At 65.9% G+C, this 14778-nt stretch carries 17 protein-coding genes; 4 read left to right on the forward strand and 13 right to left on the reverse strand.

From position 1 onward, the window contains the following. Positions 1-37: 37 nt before the first annotated feature. Both HAP40_RS25550 and HAP40_RS25555 read right to left on the reverse strand, forming a co-directional pair. On the reverse strand, positions 38-2077 hold the full coding sequence (locus HAP40_RS25550) for a pyrroloquinoline quinone-dependent dehydrogenase (RefSeq protein ID WP_414645341.1): 2040 nt from the start codon (positions 2075-2077) through the stop codon (positions 38-40). Between the two features lie 13 nt (positions 2078-2090). After that, positions 2091-2321, reverse strand: a complete 231-nt coding sequence (locus tag HAP40_RS25555; protein ID WP_166815146.1) for a hypothetical protein — start codon at positions 2319-2321, stop codon at positions 2091-2093. A gap of 153 nt (positions 2322-2474) precedes the next feature. Between HAP40_RS25555 and HAP40_RS25560 the strand changes: the two genes are divergently transcribed. Together HAP40_RS25560 and HAP40_RS25565 are read left to right on the forward strand one after the other, a co-directional pair. Then, entirely contained in the window at positions 2475-2879 is a 405-nt protein-coding gene (locus HAP40_RS25560; protein WP_166815145.1) for a hypothetical protein, read from the forward strand. A 106-nt stretch (positions 2880-2985) separates the two neighbouring features. Next, entirely contained in the window at positions 2986-3318 is a 333-nt protein-coding gene (locus HAP40_RS25565) for a hypothetical protein (protein ID WP_166815144.1), read from the forward strand. A gap of 73 nt (positions 3319-3391) precedes the next feature. On the opposite strand, the gene HAP40_RS25570 is transcribed toward HAP40_RS25565, so the two are convergent. Together HAP40_RS25570 and HAP40_RS25575 are read right to left on the reverse strand one after the other, a co-directional pair. Beyond that, entirely contained in the window at positions 3392-3859 is a 468-nt protein-coding gene (locus tag HAP40_RS25570; protein WP_166815143.1) for a YeeE/YedE family protein, read from the reverse strand. Between the two features lie 5 nt (positions 3860-3864). Continuing rightward, a complete protein-coding gene (locus tag HAP40_RS25575; protein WP_166815142.1) occupies positions 3865-4293 on the reverse strand; it encodes a YeeE/YedE family protein in 429 nt (142 codons plus the stop codon). A gap of 176 nt (positions 4294-4469) precedes the next feature. Here HAP40_RS25575 and HAP40_RS25580 point away from each other — a divergent pair, with 176 nt between their 5' ends. Next, the gene (locus HAP40_RS25580) at positions 4470-5639 is read left to right on the forward strand and encodes a GNAT family N-acetyltransferase (protein WP_166815141.1); all 1170 of its coding nucleotides are present in this window, start codon (positions 4470-4472) and stop codon (positions 5637-5639) included. Positions 5640-5645: 6 nt separating this feature from the next. On the opposite strand, the gene HAP40_RS25585 is transcribed toward HAP40_RS25580, so the two are convergent. Then, complete coding sequence (locus tag HAP40_RS25585) at positions 5646-6311, reverse strand: DsbA family oxidoreductase (protein ID WP_166815140.1); 666 nt, start codon at positions 6309-6311, stop codon at positions 5646-5648. A gap of 168 nt (positions 6312-6479) precedes the next feature. Between HAP40_RS25585 and HAP40_RS25590 the strand changes: the two genes are divergently transcribed. Further along, on the forward strand, positions 6480-7280 hold the full coding sequence (locus HAP40_RS25590; protein ID WP_166815139.1) for a thioesterase family protein: 801 nt from the start codon (positions 6480-6482) through the stop codon (positions 7278-7280). Here the strand turns inward: HAP40_RS25590 and HAP40_RS25595 are convergent. From HAP40_RS25595 to HAP40_RS25630, 8 genes are all read right to left on the reverse strand, one after another. Continuing rightward, positions 7268-8092 (reverse strand): helix-turn-helix domain-containing protein, encoded by an 825-nt coding sequence (locus HAP40_RS25595; RefSeq protein WP_166815138.1) that lies wholly within the window; start codon positions 8090-8092, stop codon positions 7268-7270. The genes HAP40_RS25590 and HAP40_RS25595 overlap by 13 nt on opposite strands. Before the next feature lie 40 nt (positions 8093-8132). Continuing rightward, complete coding sequence (locus tag HAP40_RS25600; RefSeq protein WP_166815137.1) at positions 8133-8954, reverse strand: helix-turn-helix domain-containing protein; 822 nt, start codon at positions 8952-8954, stop codon at positions 8133-8135. A gap of 101 nt (positions 8955-9055) precedes the next feature. Next, positions 9056-10459 carry an amidase gene (locus HAP40_RS25605; protein WP_166815136.1) on the reverse strand — a complete coding sequence of 468 codons (1404 nt, stop codon included), beginning with the start codon at positions 10457-10459 and terminating at the stop codon, positions 9056-9058. A 91-nt stretch (positions 10460-10550) separates the two neighbouring features. Continuing rightward, the gene (locus HAP40_RS25610) at positions 10551-11312 is read right to left on the reverse strand and encodes an SDR family NAD(P)-dependent oxidoreductase (RefSeq protein WP_166815135.1); all 762 of its coding nucleotides are present in this window, start codon (positions 11310-11312) and stop codon (positions 10551-10553) included. Between the two features lie 51 nt (positions 11313-11363). After that, entirely contained in the window at positions 11364-12089 is a 726-nt protein-coding gene (locus HAP40_RS25615; protein ID WP_166815134.1) for an ABC transporter ATP-binding protein, read from the reverse strand. After that, positions 12079-12798, reverse strand: coding sequence for an ABC transporter ATP-binding protein (locus tag HAP40_RS25620; RefSeq protein WP_166815133.1), 720 nt, complete (start codon positions 12796-12798; stop codon positions 12079-12081). The genes HAP40_RS25615 and HAP40_RS25620 overlap by 11 nt, the downstream gene beginning before the upstream one ends. Before the next feature lie 2 nt (positions 12799-12800). After that, positions 12801-13874 (reverse strand): branched-chain amino acid ABC transporter permease, encoded by a 1074-nt coding sequence (locus tag HAP40_RS25625; RefSeq protein WP_166815132.1) that lies wholly within the window; start codon positions 13872-13874, stop codon positions 12801-12803. A gap of 13 nt (positions 13875-13887) precedes the next feature. Beyond that, the gene (locus HAP40_RS25630) at positions 13888-14754 is read right to left on the reverse strand and encodes an ABC transporter permease subunit (protein WP_166815131.1); all 867 of its coding nucleotides are present in this window, start codon (positions 14752-14754) and stop codon (positions 13888-13890) included. Between the last annotated feature and the right edge of the window lie 24 nt (positions 14755-14778).

Below are 14778 nucleotides of genomic sequence, written 5' to 3' on the forward strand. Positions count from 1 at the left end.
GATGTGAACGATGGTTCGCATCGCATCCACAACACGATTATGATTGCATGATACGACGACGACGGCGACGCCACCGCAGGCTTGCGATCACGAGCACGACGATCGCGAGCGCGATCACCGATGACGCCGCAACAAATCGTCCGCCCGGACGATCGATGCTGCGCGACCACAATGTCGGCGCCTCGCCCGGCCGCGCCAGGCGAAACGCAACGACGCTGTCGCCGATCGAAGTGCCTGCCTCGGAGTGGCCGCCGGCGCCGATCGCGACATATTGCTCGCCCTTCCAGAGATAGGTCATGGGATTGGCGACGCCGGGCACCGGCAGCCGTCCCTGCCATAGCTCCCTGCCGCTGCGCGCATCGAAGGCCCGCAGATAGGCGTCCATCGCGCCGGTGAAGACGAGGCCGCTCGCGGTGACCGCGAGCCCGTTGACGAGCGGCGCGCCCCAGGGCAGCGGCGCGCCAAACGGCGCAAGGTCCTCGGTGGTGCCGACCGTCGAACGCCAGAGGATTTTGCCGGCCTTCAGATCGACCGCGACCATCTCGCCCCAGGGCGGCTTGTTGCAGAGCAGACCGAGCGGCGACATCACGACTGCACGCGACATCGCAAACGGCGCGCCACGCTGCTGGCCGAAATCATGACCCGGCGGCGGATTGAATCCGACGGCTTCCGCGCGCGGGATCAGCTTGATGCGATGAACGGCGCGGCTGGTGTTCGCATAGAGGATCTGGCTGACCGGATCGAAGGCCGCGCTGCCCCAGTTCACGCCGCCGCCGGTGAACGGAAACACCAGCGTGCCCTGCACCGAAGGCGGCGTGAACAGACCTTCGTTGCGCGCTTCTGAAAACTGGCGTTCGCATGAAGAGCCGCCCAATCCCGGCAACAGCGAGAGCGCATCATCGGTCGAGATCGCCTGCGAGGTCAGCGGCGGCACATGCGTCGGGAATGGCTGCGTCGGTGACAGCGCTTCCCCCTCCGCGCCGTTTTGCGGCACCGCGCGCTCCTCGACCGGCCATACCGGCTTGCCGGTGTCGCGATCGAGCACGAAGACAAAGCCTTGCTTGGTTGGCTGGATCACAACATCGCGCTGATCTCCCCCGGTGTCGATGCGCGCGAGCGTCGGCTGCGCTGCCAGATCGTAGTCCCAGACGTCGTGATGCACGGTCTGGAACGCCCATGCGAGTTCGCCGGTTTCGATGTGCAGCGCGACCACCGAATTGGCGTGCTCGTTGTTGCCTGGCCGCTTGCCGCCCCAGAAATCCGGCGAGGGCGACGACGTCGGCAGGAATACGAGCCCGCGCGCGTCATCGACCGACGTCGGCGCCCAGACATTGGCGTGACCGGCTTCGATGCCATCGCGCTTGAGCGGCTCGAAGGTCCAGCGCGGCTCGCCGCTACGCGCATCGAACGCGCGCACCACGCCGCTCGGCGCGTCGACGCGGCGATTGTCGCCGATCGCAGATCCGACCACGACGACACCGCGGCCGACCGCCGGCGGCGAGGTGATCTGGAATTCGCCGGGCCAGTCCAGAGCCATTCCGACATCGAGCCTGATCTCGCCGTCACGACCAAATCCGGCACAGGGGACGCCCGTCTTTGCATCGAGCGCGATCAGGCGGACATCGTTGGTGCCCATGAAGATGCGCGAGCGGCAGGCGGCTTCAGGCGGCGCCGTGTCGTCGACCCAATGGGTGACGCCGCGGCAGACATAGCGATTGGCGGGACGCTGGCTGGTCGCGATCTTCGGATCATGACGCCATCTCTGTGCGCCCGTGCCGGGATCGAGCGCGATGACCTCGTTGAAGGGGGAGCAGAAGATCAGGCTGTCTTCGACGAACAGCGGCGTCGCCTGGAATTTGGTTCGCCGCATCAGCTCGGGCGAGCGTGCCGTGAGATCGCCGGTGCGATATTCGAAGGCGCGGACGAGCTGGCCAACATTGCCGGGCGAGATCTGTCGCAAGGACGAGAAGCGCGAGCCGCCGGGATCGCCGCCCCAGCTCTCCCAGGCGAGGCATGGCGGCACTGCAAACCACAGGAGCGTAACGAAGGCGGCCGCAACGCGCAGGTTGGTCCGCAACGCCCGCCTCGTCCTATTTCGACTTCTTGGCGGGCTCGCTCGGCCGGGCCCCGCCCCACGGATCGTACTTGTCCTTGGGCTCGGGAATACGCTCGAGCGCGGCCTTATAGGCCTTTTCGTCGATCTTGGGCTTGTTGTCGGGCTTGGCATCATTGCCATGCCGCTTGCTGCCGGCGCCCATCTGCGCCTCGGCCGATCCTGCCGCAAGTGCCAGCACTGCGGCCGCGATGACCAACATCCTCATCGGTGCAATCCCCCCTCTTCTGGGTACAAACTAGCCTGCAATTCCGTAATAGCAAATGCTGGAGGTTCCAAGGCTTCAGCAAAACTTGATCGCGCCGGACTTCGCGGGATCGCATTCGTGCCTATCTGTTGACCCGCGGGGGACCTTTCACGGATGTTACGGATCATTGCTCTTGCGGCGGTGCTCGCCGGCGCACTAGCACTCGGTGCCTGCGGCTTTGCCGACAGCCGCGCGCCGGTGCCCGAGTTCATGCGCATGAAGGAAGCCGAAGAGGCGCCGCCCGAGCCCGTACCCGACGTCAAGCGCGTGGTGCGCGAGCAGATCGACGTCGTCTTCCTCAACACGTCCTATCCGCGCGAGGTGCACGTCGCCCGGCCTCATCGTGAGGTGCGAGGGCCGGGCTGGACGGCCTGCGTCCGCGCCCAGCTCACCTCCGCGACCGGGACGCCGCTGGGCGCCCAGACCTACATCGTGACCATTGCAGGTGGAAAGGTCGTCGACCGCCGCCGCGCGGAAGCCGACGACATCTGCGGAACCGAGACATACGAACCGATCTAGGAACCCGGGCTCGACGACCACCAAGTTCCGGGAAAAACCAGCATCGCGCCCGGAACGATCATCGCCTCCCTTTCTTGTTACCGCCGAGGGCAGTTTCGAGGAGGACATGATGAGGACATTCACGATTGCGCTGTTGGCAGGCGTCGGCGCGCTGGCCGCAGCAACCGGCGCCAAGGCTGCCGATATCTATACGACCAGCGAATACACGAACCCTGAGCTCATCCAGCAAGTGCGGCTCGTCTGCGACGACGCCGGCAACTGCTATCGCAGCCGTAGCGGCGCGCGCGTGATCGTGCGCGACTCCTATGCGACCATGCCGCGCGATCGCTATTATGAGCGTCGGACGTATCGTCGCGACTGGGATGACGGCCCGCGCGCCGGCGTCGGCATCCGCGCGCCTGGCGTCAGTGTGGGCGTCGGTGTCGACGACCGCTGGTAATTGACCGACCGCTGGTAATTGGCGAAGTCGATGGGCGGGACCGGACGAGACAACTCGCCCGGTCCCGTCTCTGTTACGTTTCGAGCGGATCGGCCGGCGTGACGACGCGCCTTGCCGTGGGCACGTGCGTGACGAACCGCGCAGCCACCATGCCCACAAACATCGCCACGACGTAAATGAAGGCGGAACGCGAACCAAATCCGAGCGCTGTCAGTGCCGGCCCCGGACAGAAGCCCACGAGTCCCCAGCCGATGCCGAAGATCGCCGGACCAACGACAATTCTTGGATCGATGTCTGCTCGCGTGGGAACGTAGAAGCGCTCGGCGAAGAACGGGCGTGCGAGCTTCAAGACGCGGCTGAAGCCGAGGAAGGTGACCGCGACCGCGCCAGCCATCACGAAAGCAAGGCTGGCGTCCCACGTGCCTTTCGCGATGCCGCCGACATCGAGGAAATTCAGAACCTTTGCCGGATTCGACATGCCGGAAACGATGAGGCCGAGGCCGAAGATCAGGCCAATGATGAATTGGACGAAGATTGCCATCGCGATCAGCTCCAGTGCCGCATCAAGAAGACAGTCACCATCGCCGTCACCATGAAGGTGATGGTCGCCACCAACGAACGCATCGAGAGCCGCGACAGCCCGCAGACGCCATGGCCGGACGTGCAGCCGCTGCCCCACACCGCGCCGAAACCGGTGAGCAATCCACCGACGATCAAAACGGCCGCCCCAGCCAAAATCGTCTGCTCCGGCAAGCTTCCGGTGACGAGCCGGACCAGCACGGGCGCGGCGACGAGGCCAGCGACGAAGGCGAAGCGGCCGGCGAATTCGCGGTCCTCATAGGGCGGAAACAGCCGCGCCGCGATACCGCTGACGCCGGCGATCCGTCCCGTCGCCCACATCAGCAGCACGGCGGACAGCCCGATCAGCGCTCCGCCCAGGAGCGATGCCAATGGCGTGAAAGGCGTCGCGATCATCGTGATCCTCCAGGTCCAGAGCAATCCCTGTGCTTCCATCGATACGACCGGCGATCGGGCGCACGGATGCTCAACGAGACGTTAACACTACCACTCGAATTGACGCGGCGTCCCAACGGTATTTTCCAATCTTTACGCTAAGCATGGCCGCGTAACACGGGCTGGGACGACGGGACGTGATGAACATCGCGCAGCAGGCAGCGATCAATCCGGCATCGGCAAGGGATGCCGCGGCCGGGCGCGCCCGCGTTCCGCTCACCGCCGTCGACCCCGGTCAATGGCGTGCGCTTGCGCAACGCGCGATCGAACCGAACGGCTATTACCTGCCCGGCTGGGAGCTCGCCGTCAGCGCAACGGCCCGCGGCCGCACGGACGCCTCGGCGTTGACTGCGTTCGACGGGCTTTCGGCGCACCTGATCGGGCTGATGCCGGTGATTTCGCTCTCGCGGGCCTTGAAAATTCCCCTGCCCGCACTGGTAAGCGCCCATCCCTATGGCACGCTGTGCAGTCCGCTGCTCGACCGCGGCACTCCGGTCGAGGCCGCCACGCGTCTGTTGCAGCAGGCGCGCGCGGCCGGCGCGCATGCGCTCGTGCTGACCGACGTCGCGCTCGAGGGCGCTGCGATGACTGTTCTCAATCAGGTGCTCGATCGCGACGGCCTGAGGCCACGCGTGCTCAGCTCCTACGTCCGCGCCAGCCTCGATGCGACGCAGGACGGCGATGCGCTGCTGCGCGAGGCGCTCGGCGCCAGGAAGCTCAAGGAGCTGCGTCGCCAGCGCCATCGCCTCGAAGAAAACGGTCCTGTCACGTTTGGAGTCGCGCGAGGGCGCGACGAGATCGGGCCGGCGCTCGAAACGTTCCTGCAGCTCGAGGCCAGCGGCTGGAAAGGCAAGCGCGGCACCGCGCTGGTCCAGCATGCGGGCGATGCCACCTTCATCCGCCGCGCCGTGCCGGCGCTGGCGGAAACTGCGCAGTGCGAGATCATCAGCTTGCGCGCCGGCGCGACAGCGGTCGCCGCCGGCATCGTGCTGCGTCACCAGGATCGCGCCTTCTTCTTCAAGCTCGGCATCGACGAGCGCTTTGCGAAATATTCGCCGGGCGTGCAGCTCACGCTCGACCTCACCCGCCATCTCTGCGCCGACCCGGCCATTGCCAGCGCGGATTCGACCGCAAGCGCCGATCACCCCATGATCAATCCGATCTGGCGCGGACGTCTTGCAATCGGTGACGTGCTGCTCCCGCTGCGGCGGAACGATCCGGTGGTCACGCTCATCCACGGGGCGCTCGCGGCGCACGGTGCCGCCTACGCGGCGGCGCGCCGCGCCGTTCGCTTGCTTCGCAATTAAGCCAGTTTACTCCGCCGCCTGCGCGTTGATCTCCTCCGAGACCTGGCGGATGGCGCGGGCGAGCAGGTTCGGGTCCTGCGCGCCGGAGACGGCGTATTTCTGCGCGAAGACGTAGGTCGGCACGCCGGAGATGCCTTTCTCGGCGGCCTCCTGCGCATCGGCCGATACGCGTGCGACGTCCTCGTCGGTGGCAAGGCGCTTGCGCACGTCGGCGGCGTCGAGGCCGATATCGGCGGCCGCCTGCACCAGCACGTTGACGTCGGTGAGATCGCCGCCGTCACGGAAATAGAGCTCCATCAGGCGCTGCTTCATCTCGGGCGCCTTGCCGATCGCCTCGGCCCACAGGATCAGGCGATGGCAGTCGGTCGTGTTGGGCTGACGCGCGACCAGCTCGGGCTTGTAGATCAGCCCCTCCTCGCTTGCCGCCGCGACAACGCGGCCGGCAATGCCCTTATAGGCTTCGACCGAGCCGAATTTCTGGGTGAGATAGGCCTCGCGGCTGATTCCCTCGCGCGGCACCCAGGGATTGAGGAAGAAGGGCCGGAAATTGAGCTTGACCGGAACGTCCGGCACGAGCGCCAGCGCGCTCTCGATGCGGTGCTTGCCGATATAGCACCACGGGCACACCACGTCGGAGACGACGTCGATCTGGAGCGGTTTCAGCGTGCTCATGGCGGCGCCTCCTTCGGGCAATCTATGGGTCTGCCGGAAGATAAGCCGAACCGGAGGCCGCGCAAGCCGCCCGCCCCGCATGGCTCACGACTTCACCTCTGCGGTTATTGTGAGGGGCCGGCCCCGCACGGATACTCACGGCCACGATCGAACCAGCGGGAGACTGCAATGACAGCCATTTTCAAGCCGGAAGGTCATCATTTCCGGGCGACGGAGCATGCCGGCGGTCCGTGGTCGCCGGACATGTTGCAGGGAAGCGCCACCACCGCGCTGATGGCGCGCGAGGTCGAACGGCTCGCGACCGAATCGGGCTTTGCGGTGCGGCGGCTGACCTTCGACCTCTGGCGGCCGGCGGGCCTGCGCACCTTCGGGACCGCGACGGAATGGCTGCGCGACGGCCGCAAGGCCAAGACCGTGCAGGTGCGGCTGATGGACGGCGAGACGGAAATTGGCCGGTGCACGGCGCTGCTGACGGCGCAGGGCGGAGAATCGCCGGCCGATCCCTTCGCCAGGCCCGCGACGCCCGACAAGACGCCCGAAGCAGGCAGCCCGCCGCCGGCCTTCGCGCAGAAATGGAGCCGCTATTTCCAGAACGTGTCGGTGCGGCTGATCGAGGGCGCGCTGGAAAAGCCGGGTCCCGCGGCCGCCTGGATGCGGCTCGACGCCGCGCTGGTCGACGGCGAGCTGAACACGCCGATGCTCCAGGCCGTGCAGGCTGCGGACTTTTCCAGCGGCGTCGCGCAGATCGTCGACATGCGCAGCTGGACCTTCATCAATCCCGAGATCAGCCTCTATTTCTTCCGTCCGCCCGAGGGCGAATGGATTTTAATCCGCGCCGCCACGCGCGTTGGGGCCAATGGCGCGGGCCTCACCACGGCAACGTTGAGCGACCACAAGGGTCCGTTCGCGGAGGTGATGCAGGCGATGACTTTCGAACGGCGCGAGGCCGTGCAGGCTCAGGCGTCCTGAGAGGCAAGCGCGATGAGCGTGGCTTCGGACGCCGCATCCGCCGGCATGAACATCTCGACGCGAAGCTCCTGGAGCGTCACGTCCTGTGGCGTGCCCAGCGTCAGAACCGCACCGATCAAACCGATGCCGACCTCGCCCCTGCGCAGGCGCACCTCGCAGAGCGGGCCCGGCACGGCGTTGTCCTCGAGCTGAGGCGCAGGCAGATCCGGCAAGCGCATCAGCTCGCGCCAGGTCGATTGTAGGGCGTCATCGAGCGGCGCGGCCATCGCTTCATGGCGCGCCCGCGACAACAGCGCCGCCGCGACGCCCGGCCAGTTCTCGACGAACGGCCTCAGTTCGTTCGGCGCAAGGAACATGCGCATATGGTTGAGCGGGCGCTGCATGCGCTCGGAGCCGAGCAGCATGGTCATCAGGCGTGTGGCGGCGCGATTGGCCTGCTTCACGTTCCAGCGCCGGTCGGTCACGATCGCAGGGAACGGCTCGTGCCGCCGCAGCAGAAGATCGATGGCGCGCCGCGCATCGGCAAGCTCAGGCGCGGCGAGATCGCGCTCGCCATATTGCCGTGCGAAGCCACCGGCCTCGAGCAGTGCGTTGCGGTCGCGCAGCGACAAATCGAGGGCGGAGGCGAGCTGGAGCAGGATGTCCCGGCTGGCCGCCGCCTTGCCGGTCTCGACATGGCTGAGGTGCTTGACCGAGATGCCGGCCTCGAACGCCAGTTCCGCCTGGCTCAACGCACGGCGCATGCGCCAGGCGCGCAGGAGATCGCCGACCGGATTGGCCGGCCGCAAGGACCGGGACGAGCGTGTGTCCATCCGCCGATTATGCGAGGCTCGCTGCGCGCTGTAAACGCCGCTAGGAAACGCCGGCCGCCATCTGCTTCAGCCGTTCCGCGGTGCGCTCGTCCGCCGGGAAGAAGGTCTCCAGCGCCAGCTCCGACAGGGTGATGTCGACGGGCGTGCCGAACACCATGGTGGTGGAGAAGAAGCTCAGGATCTCCCCTCCGTGGCGCAGCTTGAAGGGGATCGCGACATTGTCGCTCGACAGCGGCGCCGACCGCGCGGGGATTGGGTAGCTCTTGAGATCGGTATAGAGCTTGATCAGCTCGGGATCGGCCGTCGCCTCGCACTGCCGGTGCAGCCGCTCGAGCAGATGTCCGCACCATTCCGCAAGGTTGACCGTGCGCGGCGCGAGCGCCTCGGGATGGAAGGCGAGCCGCAGCACGTTGAAGGGCTGGCCGAGCAGATGGTGTGGGATGCCGTCGAGCAGCGGCGCCACCATGCGGTTGGCCGAGACCAGGTTCCAGTGCCGGTCCACTGCCAGCGCCGGATTGGGCTCATGCGCCCTGAGCACGAGGTCGATCGCCTGGCGAGCTGATTTCAACGCGGGGTCCTCCAGCGGGCGCTGCTGGAACGCCGGCGCATAGCCCGCGGCGACCAGCAGCACGTTGCGTTCACGCAAGGGCACGTCGAGACGTTCGGCGAGCCGGAGCACCATGTCGCGCGACGGCGCGGCGCGGCCGGTCTCGACGAAGCTGAGGTGCCGCGCCGAGATCTCCGCCTCGCCGGCGAGATCGAGCTGGCTCATGCGACGGCGCTGCCGCCATTCGCGCAAATGGTCGCCGATATGGACCGGCTGGCTGCGTTCGGTGCGTGCCGTGGATGCATGTGCGTTCATGATCCAGCGTTTAGCACGCGGATCTCGGCCGTTCCATTACCCGCGAGGTAATGGATGTCGGCACTCAAGCGGCTGAAAGTCCCTGGGCTATCGCGCGGCCTTCAATCGACAGGGGCACGCCGCGTATGCCAATCCGTCGCGGATTGAAAGGCATGTCCGGCGCGCGCGAGCAGGCCTTCGGACAGATGCGGGCCGACGAGCTGCATGCTGAGCGGCAACCGGTCCGACGCCATGCCATTGGGCAGCGTGATGGTCGGACTGCCCGAGAAATCGAACACCGCCGTGAAGCGCAGGATGCTGAGCAGCACATTTGGATCGGCGCCGTACTCTCCCATTTTGGTCAGCGTCGGGATCGGCACCGGCATGGTCGGAATCAGCAGCAGATCGATATCGTCGAACAGCGCGGCAAGGTTGCCGCAGAACTTCAGCCGCTCATGATGGATCGCCGCGATGTCGACGCCGCTCATCGACCTGCCCTGCTCGATCAGTTGCGCCAGATCGGGACCGTATTCCGATTTGCGCGACGGATAGGTTTCGAGATGCGCCTCGGCGGTCTCGACCGAGCACATCGGAATCCACATGCTGACCAGTTTTTCGAAGGCCGGAAACTTGACCTCGCGGATGTCGGCACCGAGCGCCGCAAGCGTCCGCTCGGCCTCCAGCAAGGCCGCGACCACCTGAGGATCGATGCCGTCCTGGGTATAGCTGCGATCCACGCCGATCCTGAGCCCACGAATGCCCTTGTCGATCCCGGCCAGATAGTCCGGCACCGGCGCCTGCAAGGCGGTCGGATCGTTGACATCAGCGCCTGCGATGACACCGAGCATCGCGGCCGCATCGGCCGCACTCCGGCACATCGGCCCGACGTGATCGAGCGAGTCCGCCAGCGGAAAGATGCCGTGACGGCTGACGCGTCCCCAGGTCGGCTTGATCCCGGTCAGCCCGCACGTCGCGGAGGGAAACCGGATCGAACCGCCCGTGTCGCTGCCGATCGAGCCGAAGCAGAGCCCGGCCGAGGTCGCAACGCCCGATCCGCTCGACGACGAGCCGACCCAATAGTCGACGCCCCAGGGATTGAGCGGCGCCTGGTCGTCGGGATGGTGGCTGGTATAGGCGCCCTCGGTCATCTTCAGCTTGCCGAGCGTGACGGCGCCGGCGAGCTCGAGCCGGTCCACGATCGTCGCATTGAAGGACGGGACGAACCTGGCGTGGATCGTGGTGCCGCCCGCGGTCGGCGCGAAGCTGGTGTAGCAGAGATCCTTCAGCCCGATCGGCACGCCGTGCAACGGCCCGCGCCAGATGCCTCTGGCAAGCTCGGCATCACAGCGCTTTGCCTGCGCCATGGCGCGTTCGGCCAGCACGAGCGCATAGCCGTGAAACTTGCCGTCGAGCTTCGCGATCCGGTCCAGCATCGCCTCGGTCACCTTCGAGGGCAGCAGCTCGCCGCGGCGGAACAGTTCGGAGAGTTCGAGGATCGACTTGTAGTGAATTGGATCTGCTGACATCTGACAGCCCTGCTGTTGTCGAAAGACGGCTTCGCCCACCGGCGCCGCAGACACGGCGCGGTCTCGTGATGACGTTGCGCTCAGGACGCGCCTAGAACTGCACCCCGCGCGTGAGGGCGCCATCGATCACGAGGTTGGTCCCCGTGATGAAGCTCGCCGCCCTGCTGGCAAGGAACACGGCGCCATTCGCCATTTCCTGCGGCGTGCCCATGCGGCCGGTCGGGTTGAGCGCCAGCGCAGTCTTGTACAGCTCGGGATTGCCATCCTTGATCATGTTCCAGACGCCGCCCTCGAAATAGGTATTGCCCGGCGACACCGAGTTGGCGCGGATGCCCTTGCCGGCAAGCTGGAAGGCGAGCCCCTGCGTGTAGTGAATGATCGCGGCCTTGAACGTGCCATAGGGACCGCTGGCGAAATCCACCTCGCGTCCCGACACGCTGGAGATGGTGACGATCGCGGCAGCCTTGCTTTTCTCCAGATACGGCATCGCCGCATTGACCAGCCGAACCGTGCCCATCATGTCGGTGGAGAATTCCTTCTCCCAGCTTTCCTCATCCTGCCCGATCGACAGCGCGCTGACATTGGCGACGACGACGTCGATGCCGCCGAGCTTGGAGGCCATGTCCTCGACCCAGGTCTTGAGCGCCGGGCCGTTGGAAACGTCGACCGAGCTGCCAAAGGCGGCAACGCCCTTCGCCTTGATTGCGGCGACCGCGCTGTCGACGTCGGCCTGGTTGCGCGCGCAGATACCGACATTGGCGCCTTCAGCCGCAAAGGTGTCGGCGATCGCCCTGCCAATGCCCTTGGTGCTGCCGGTGACGAGAACCTTTGCTCCCTTGAGTCCCAGATCCATGTCCATTCCCTCCGTTGTTGCCGATGATCAATCAGGTCACGCGCCCCCCCATCAGAGCAGGAGCTGCTCGCGGACATTGTCCTCGTTGACCTCGTGCCCCGCCAGCGACCGCGTGACCTTGCCCTTCTCCATGATGTAGCAGCGCTCGGCGATCGCCAGGATCGTGTCGAGATTCTGCTCGACGAAGATGATCGTGGTCCCGAGCTCGTCCCGGAACGATTTCAGCGACTCGCAGATGTGCTGCACGATTGAGGGCTGGATGCCCTCGGACGGCTCGTCCAGGATCATCAGGGAAGGATTGCCGATCAGCGCGCGGCCAATGGCGAGCTGCTGTTGCTCGCCGCCGGACATGGTGCCCGCGGCCTGCCGCCGGCGCTCCTTCAGCCGCGGAAAATACTCATAGACGAGCTCCGGCAGCTTCTTGCCGCCGGGGCCGCCGATCAGCTCGCCAACCTCAAGGTTTTCCTCGACGGTCATCTGCGGAAACACATCCCGCCCCTGCGGGATGTAGCCGAACCCCGCCCTCGCCCTCGCGTCGGCTTCGAGCGCCGTGACGTCCTGCCCCATGAAGCTGATCGTCCCGCGCCAGGTTTGCAGCAGGCCGATCAGGCACCGCATCAGGGTCGACTTGCCGACCCCGTTGCGGCCGATCACACCGACGATCTCGCCGCGCGAGACCGACATGGTGACACCCTGCAGGATCGGCGTCGCGCCGTATCCGGCCCATAATTCGGCGACGTCCAAAATCCGGTCAGAGGGCGAAGTTTTAGTGAGCATGGGTCTTACCGAGATAGATTTCCGCGACCTTCTCGTCCTGCAAAATGCCTTCGAGCGTGCCGCGCGCAAAAATCCGGCCGAGATGCAGCACCGTGACGCGCTGGGCAACCTGGCGTACGAAGGCCATGTCATGCTCGACCACGAGCACCGTCATTCCCTCGACATTGAACGACTTGATCAGCTCGCCGGTCTTGAAGGTTTCTTCCGGCGACATGCCCGCCGTCGGCTCGTCCAGCAGCAGGAGTTGCGGCTTCAGCGCCAGCGCCATCCCGATCTCGAGCCATTGCTGCTGCCCATGCGACAGCGCACCGGCGAGCTTGTCGCTGTCCGGTCCGAGGTTGAGCAGCGTCAGCAGGCGATCCTCCTCGGCGATCCGTTCCGCGCCGGACAATCGCTCCTGCAGCGCGGTCTGGATGTTCTGCCGCACCGGCAGCTCCTTGAACACGCTCGGAGCCTGCATCTTGATGCTCATGCCCCGCTGCACCCGCGCGTAGGGACGCTCGGCCGTGATGTCGACGGTATCGAACAGGATGCTGCCCTCGGTCGGCGGATAGAGACCGACGATGAGCTTGAACAGCGTGCTCTTGCCGGCGCCGTTGGGTCCGATCAGGCAGTGGATCTCCCCGGCATCGACCGTGAGGTCGACGCCGGAGACGGCCGTCAGTCCGCCGAAGCGCTTCGAGACGCCTTTGACTTCGACCAGCGCCATGATCAGGATTCTTCCGGTTGCAAGCGAGCGGCCTCCGCCATGACGGAGCCGTCATGACGCCGCCGGCGTCCGTTCCACCAGTCGGCTGCGAGTTTGCCGATGCCGAGCACGAACCCCTGCGGCGCCAGCATCACCGTGGCGAGAAGCAGCGCGCCCATCAGCACCAGCGCCGCCTGCTGGCTGTAGACCGTGATGGTCTGAAAGCCGAACAGCAGCAGGAACGACCCGACCAGGGTCGCAGTCAAATCGCTGCGCCCGGAGAAGGCCACCCACACGATGGGCATCGCGGCGGCCGGCAAGCCGATGCTGGACGGCGTGATGAACTGCCCCCACGATGTGTAGAGAGCGCCGCTGAGGCCTGCGAGACCGCTGCCGATCACGAAGGTCAGCAGCTGATACTTCCTGACGTCGTATCCCAGCATCTCGGCGCGCTGCGGGTTTTCCCGCGTCGCCACGATGACGTTGCCGATGCCCGAATTCACCAGCATGCGCAGCGCGAGATAGACGATCACGATCAGCGCGACCATGACGTAATAAAGCGCCGAGCCCTCGATATAGAAGTCGCCCACGGTCAGAGGGTCCATGCCCTTCATGCCGTTGAAACCGTTCAGCCGCGCCGGGCCGATGTGCCATTCCGGCCCCGCGGTCTGCCCGAGAAAAAACGCGAGCACCAGCGTCGCGGACAGCGTCACGATGCCGAAAAAGATGCCGTTGATCCCGCCCCAGATCATGAAGTAGCCGAGGATGCCGGCCGCGATCATCGCGAGGACGACGGAGAGCGCGAGCGCAGCGATCGTCGCGGTGCCGCCGCCCATGTTGATCGCGAGCACGCCGTAGCCGTAGCCGGCGATGCCGAAGAACAGCGTCTGGCCGAAGGACAGCATGCCGCCATAGCCCCACATCAGGCAAAGGCCGAGCGCCATGAAGATCCAGATCAGGAAGTAGGCGAAATTGCCGACATCGTAGGAATCGGCGAACAGCGGATAGGCCAGCGCACCCGCCAGCACCGCCAGGAAGCAGGACCAGAAGACCTTGCCGCGTCCGAGCGTCTGCGGCCCTTCCAGCAGCTTGAACATCACGCTTCTCCCTTTAGCGGCCACGACGAACCAGCACGCTGGAGAGCCCCTCGGGTAGCACCCGGATAATCAGGATGACGGCCACCAACATGCCGATCTGTCCGATGATCTGGCCGTAGCTTGCGTTCAATGCCATCCGGATCATCGCCAGCAACACGGCCGCCGGCGCCGTCCCGAGCAGCACGTTCGCTCCGCCGATCACCACCGTCACGAAGCTCTCGACCACGAAGGTCGCGCCCATGGTCGGGATCAGCGTCATGGTCGGCGCGTAGAGCGCCCCGCAGAGACCTGCAAGGCCGGTGCCGATCCCGAAGCTGATCGCATAGATGCGGCCGGTGCGCGCGCCCAATGCCTTGGCCATCGCCGCATTCTGCATCGTCGCGCGCGCGATCACGCCGAAGCGCGTCTTCATGAAAATGATGTAGAGGCCGGCCAGCACCGCCACGGCGCAGCCGAACAGCACGAGGCGGTAGCTCGAGAACGTATAGCCGCCGATTGCAAAACTTCCCTCGGGCGTGCCGATGCCGCGCACGGCAGAGCCGACGATCAAGAGCATCGATTGCGTCACGATCAGGCTGAGCCCCCAGGTCGCGAGCAGGGAATCCAGCGGGCGCTTGTAGAAGCGCCGCACCACCAGGAACTCGACCAGGACACCGATGAGCCCTGCGGTCAGCGCCGCCAGGATCTGGGCGATCGCGAGCGGCACGCCCAGATTGACGAGGCCAACCGTGACATAGGCGCCGCACATGATGAACTCGCCATGCGCCATGTTGATGACGCCCATCATGCCGAACACGATGGCGAGGCCTGCGGCCGAGAGAATGAGGAACGCGAAGACGTCGGCGAACTGATAGAACAGCGAGAACAATTCAGCCGACATCTCGATCCCCTCGATGGCGGCGCC

It is taken from the genome of Bradyrhizobium sp. 1(2017), assembly GCF_011602485.2.
In the GTDB taxonomy this organism is placed as follows: Bacteria; Pseudomonadota; Alphaproteobacteria; order Rhizobiales; family Xanthobacteraceae; genus Bradyrhizobium.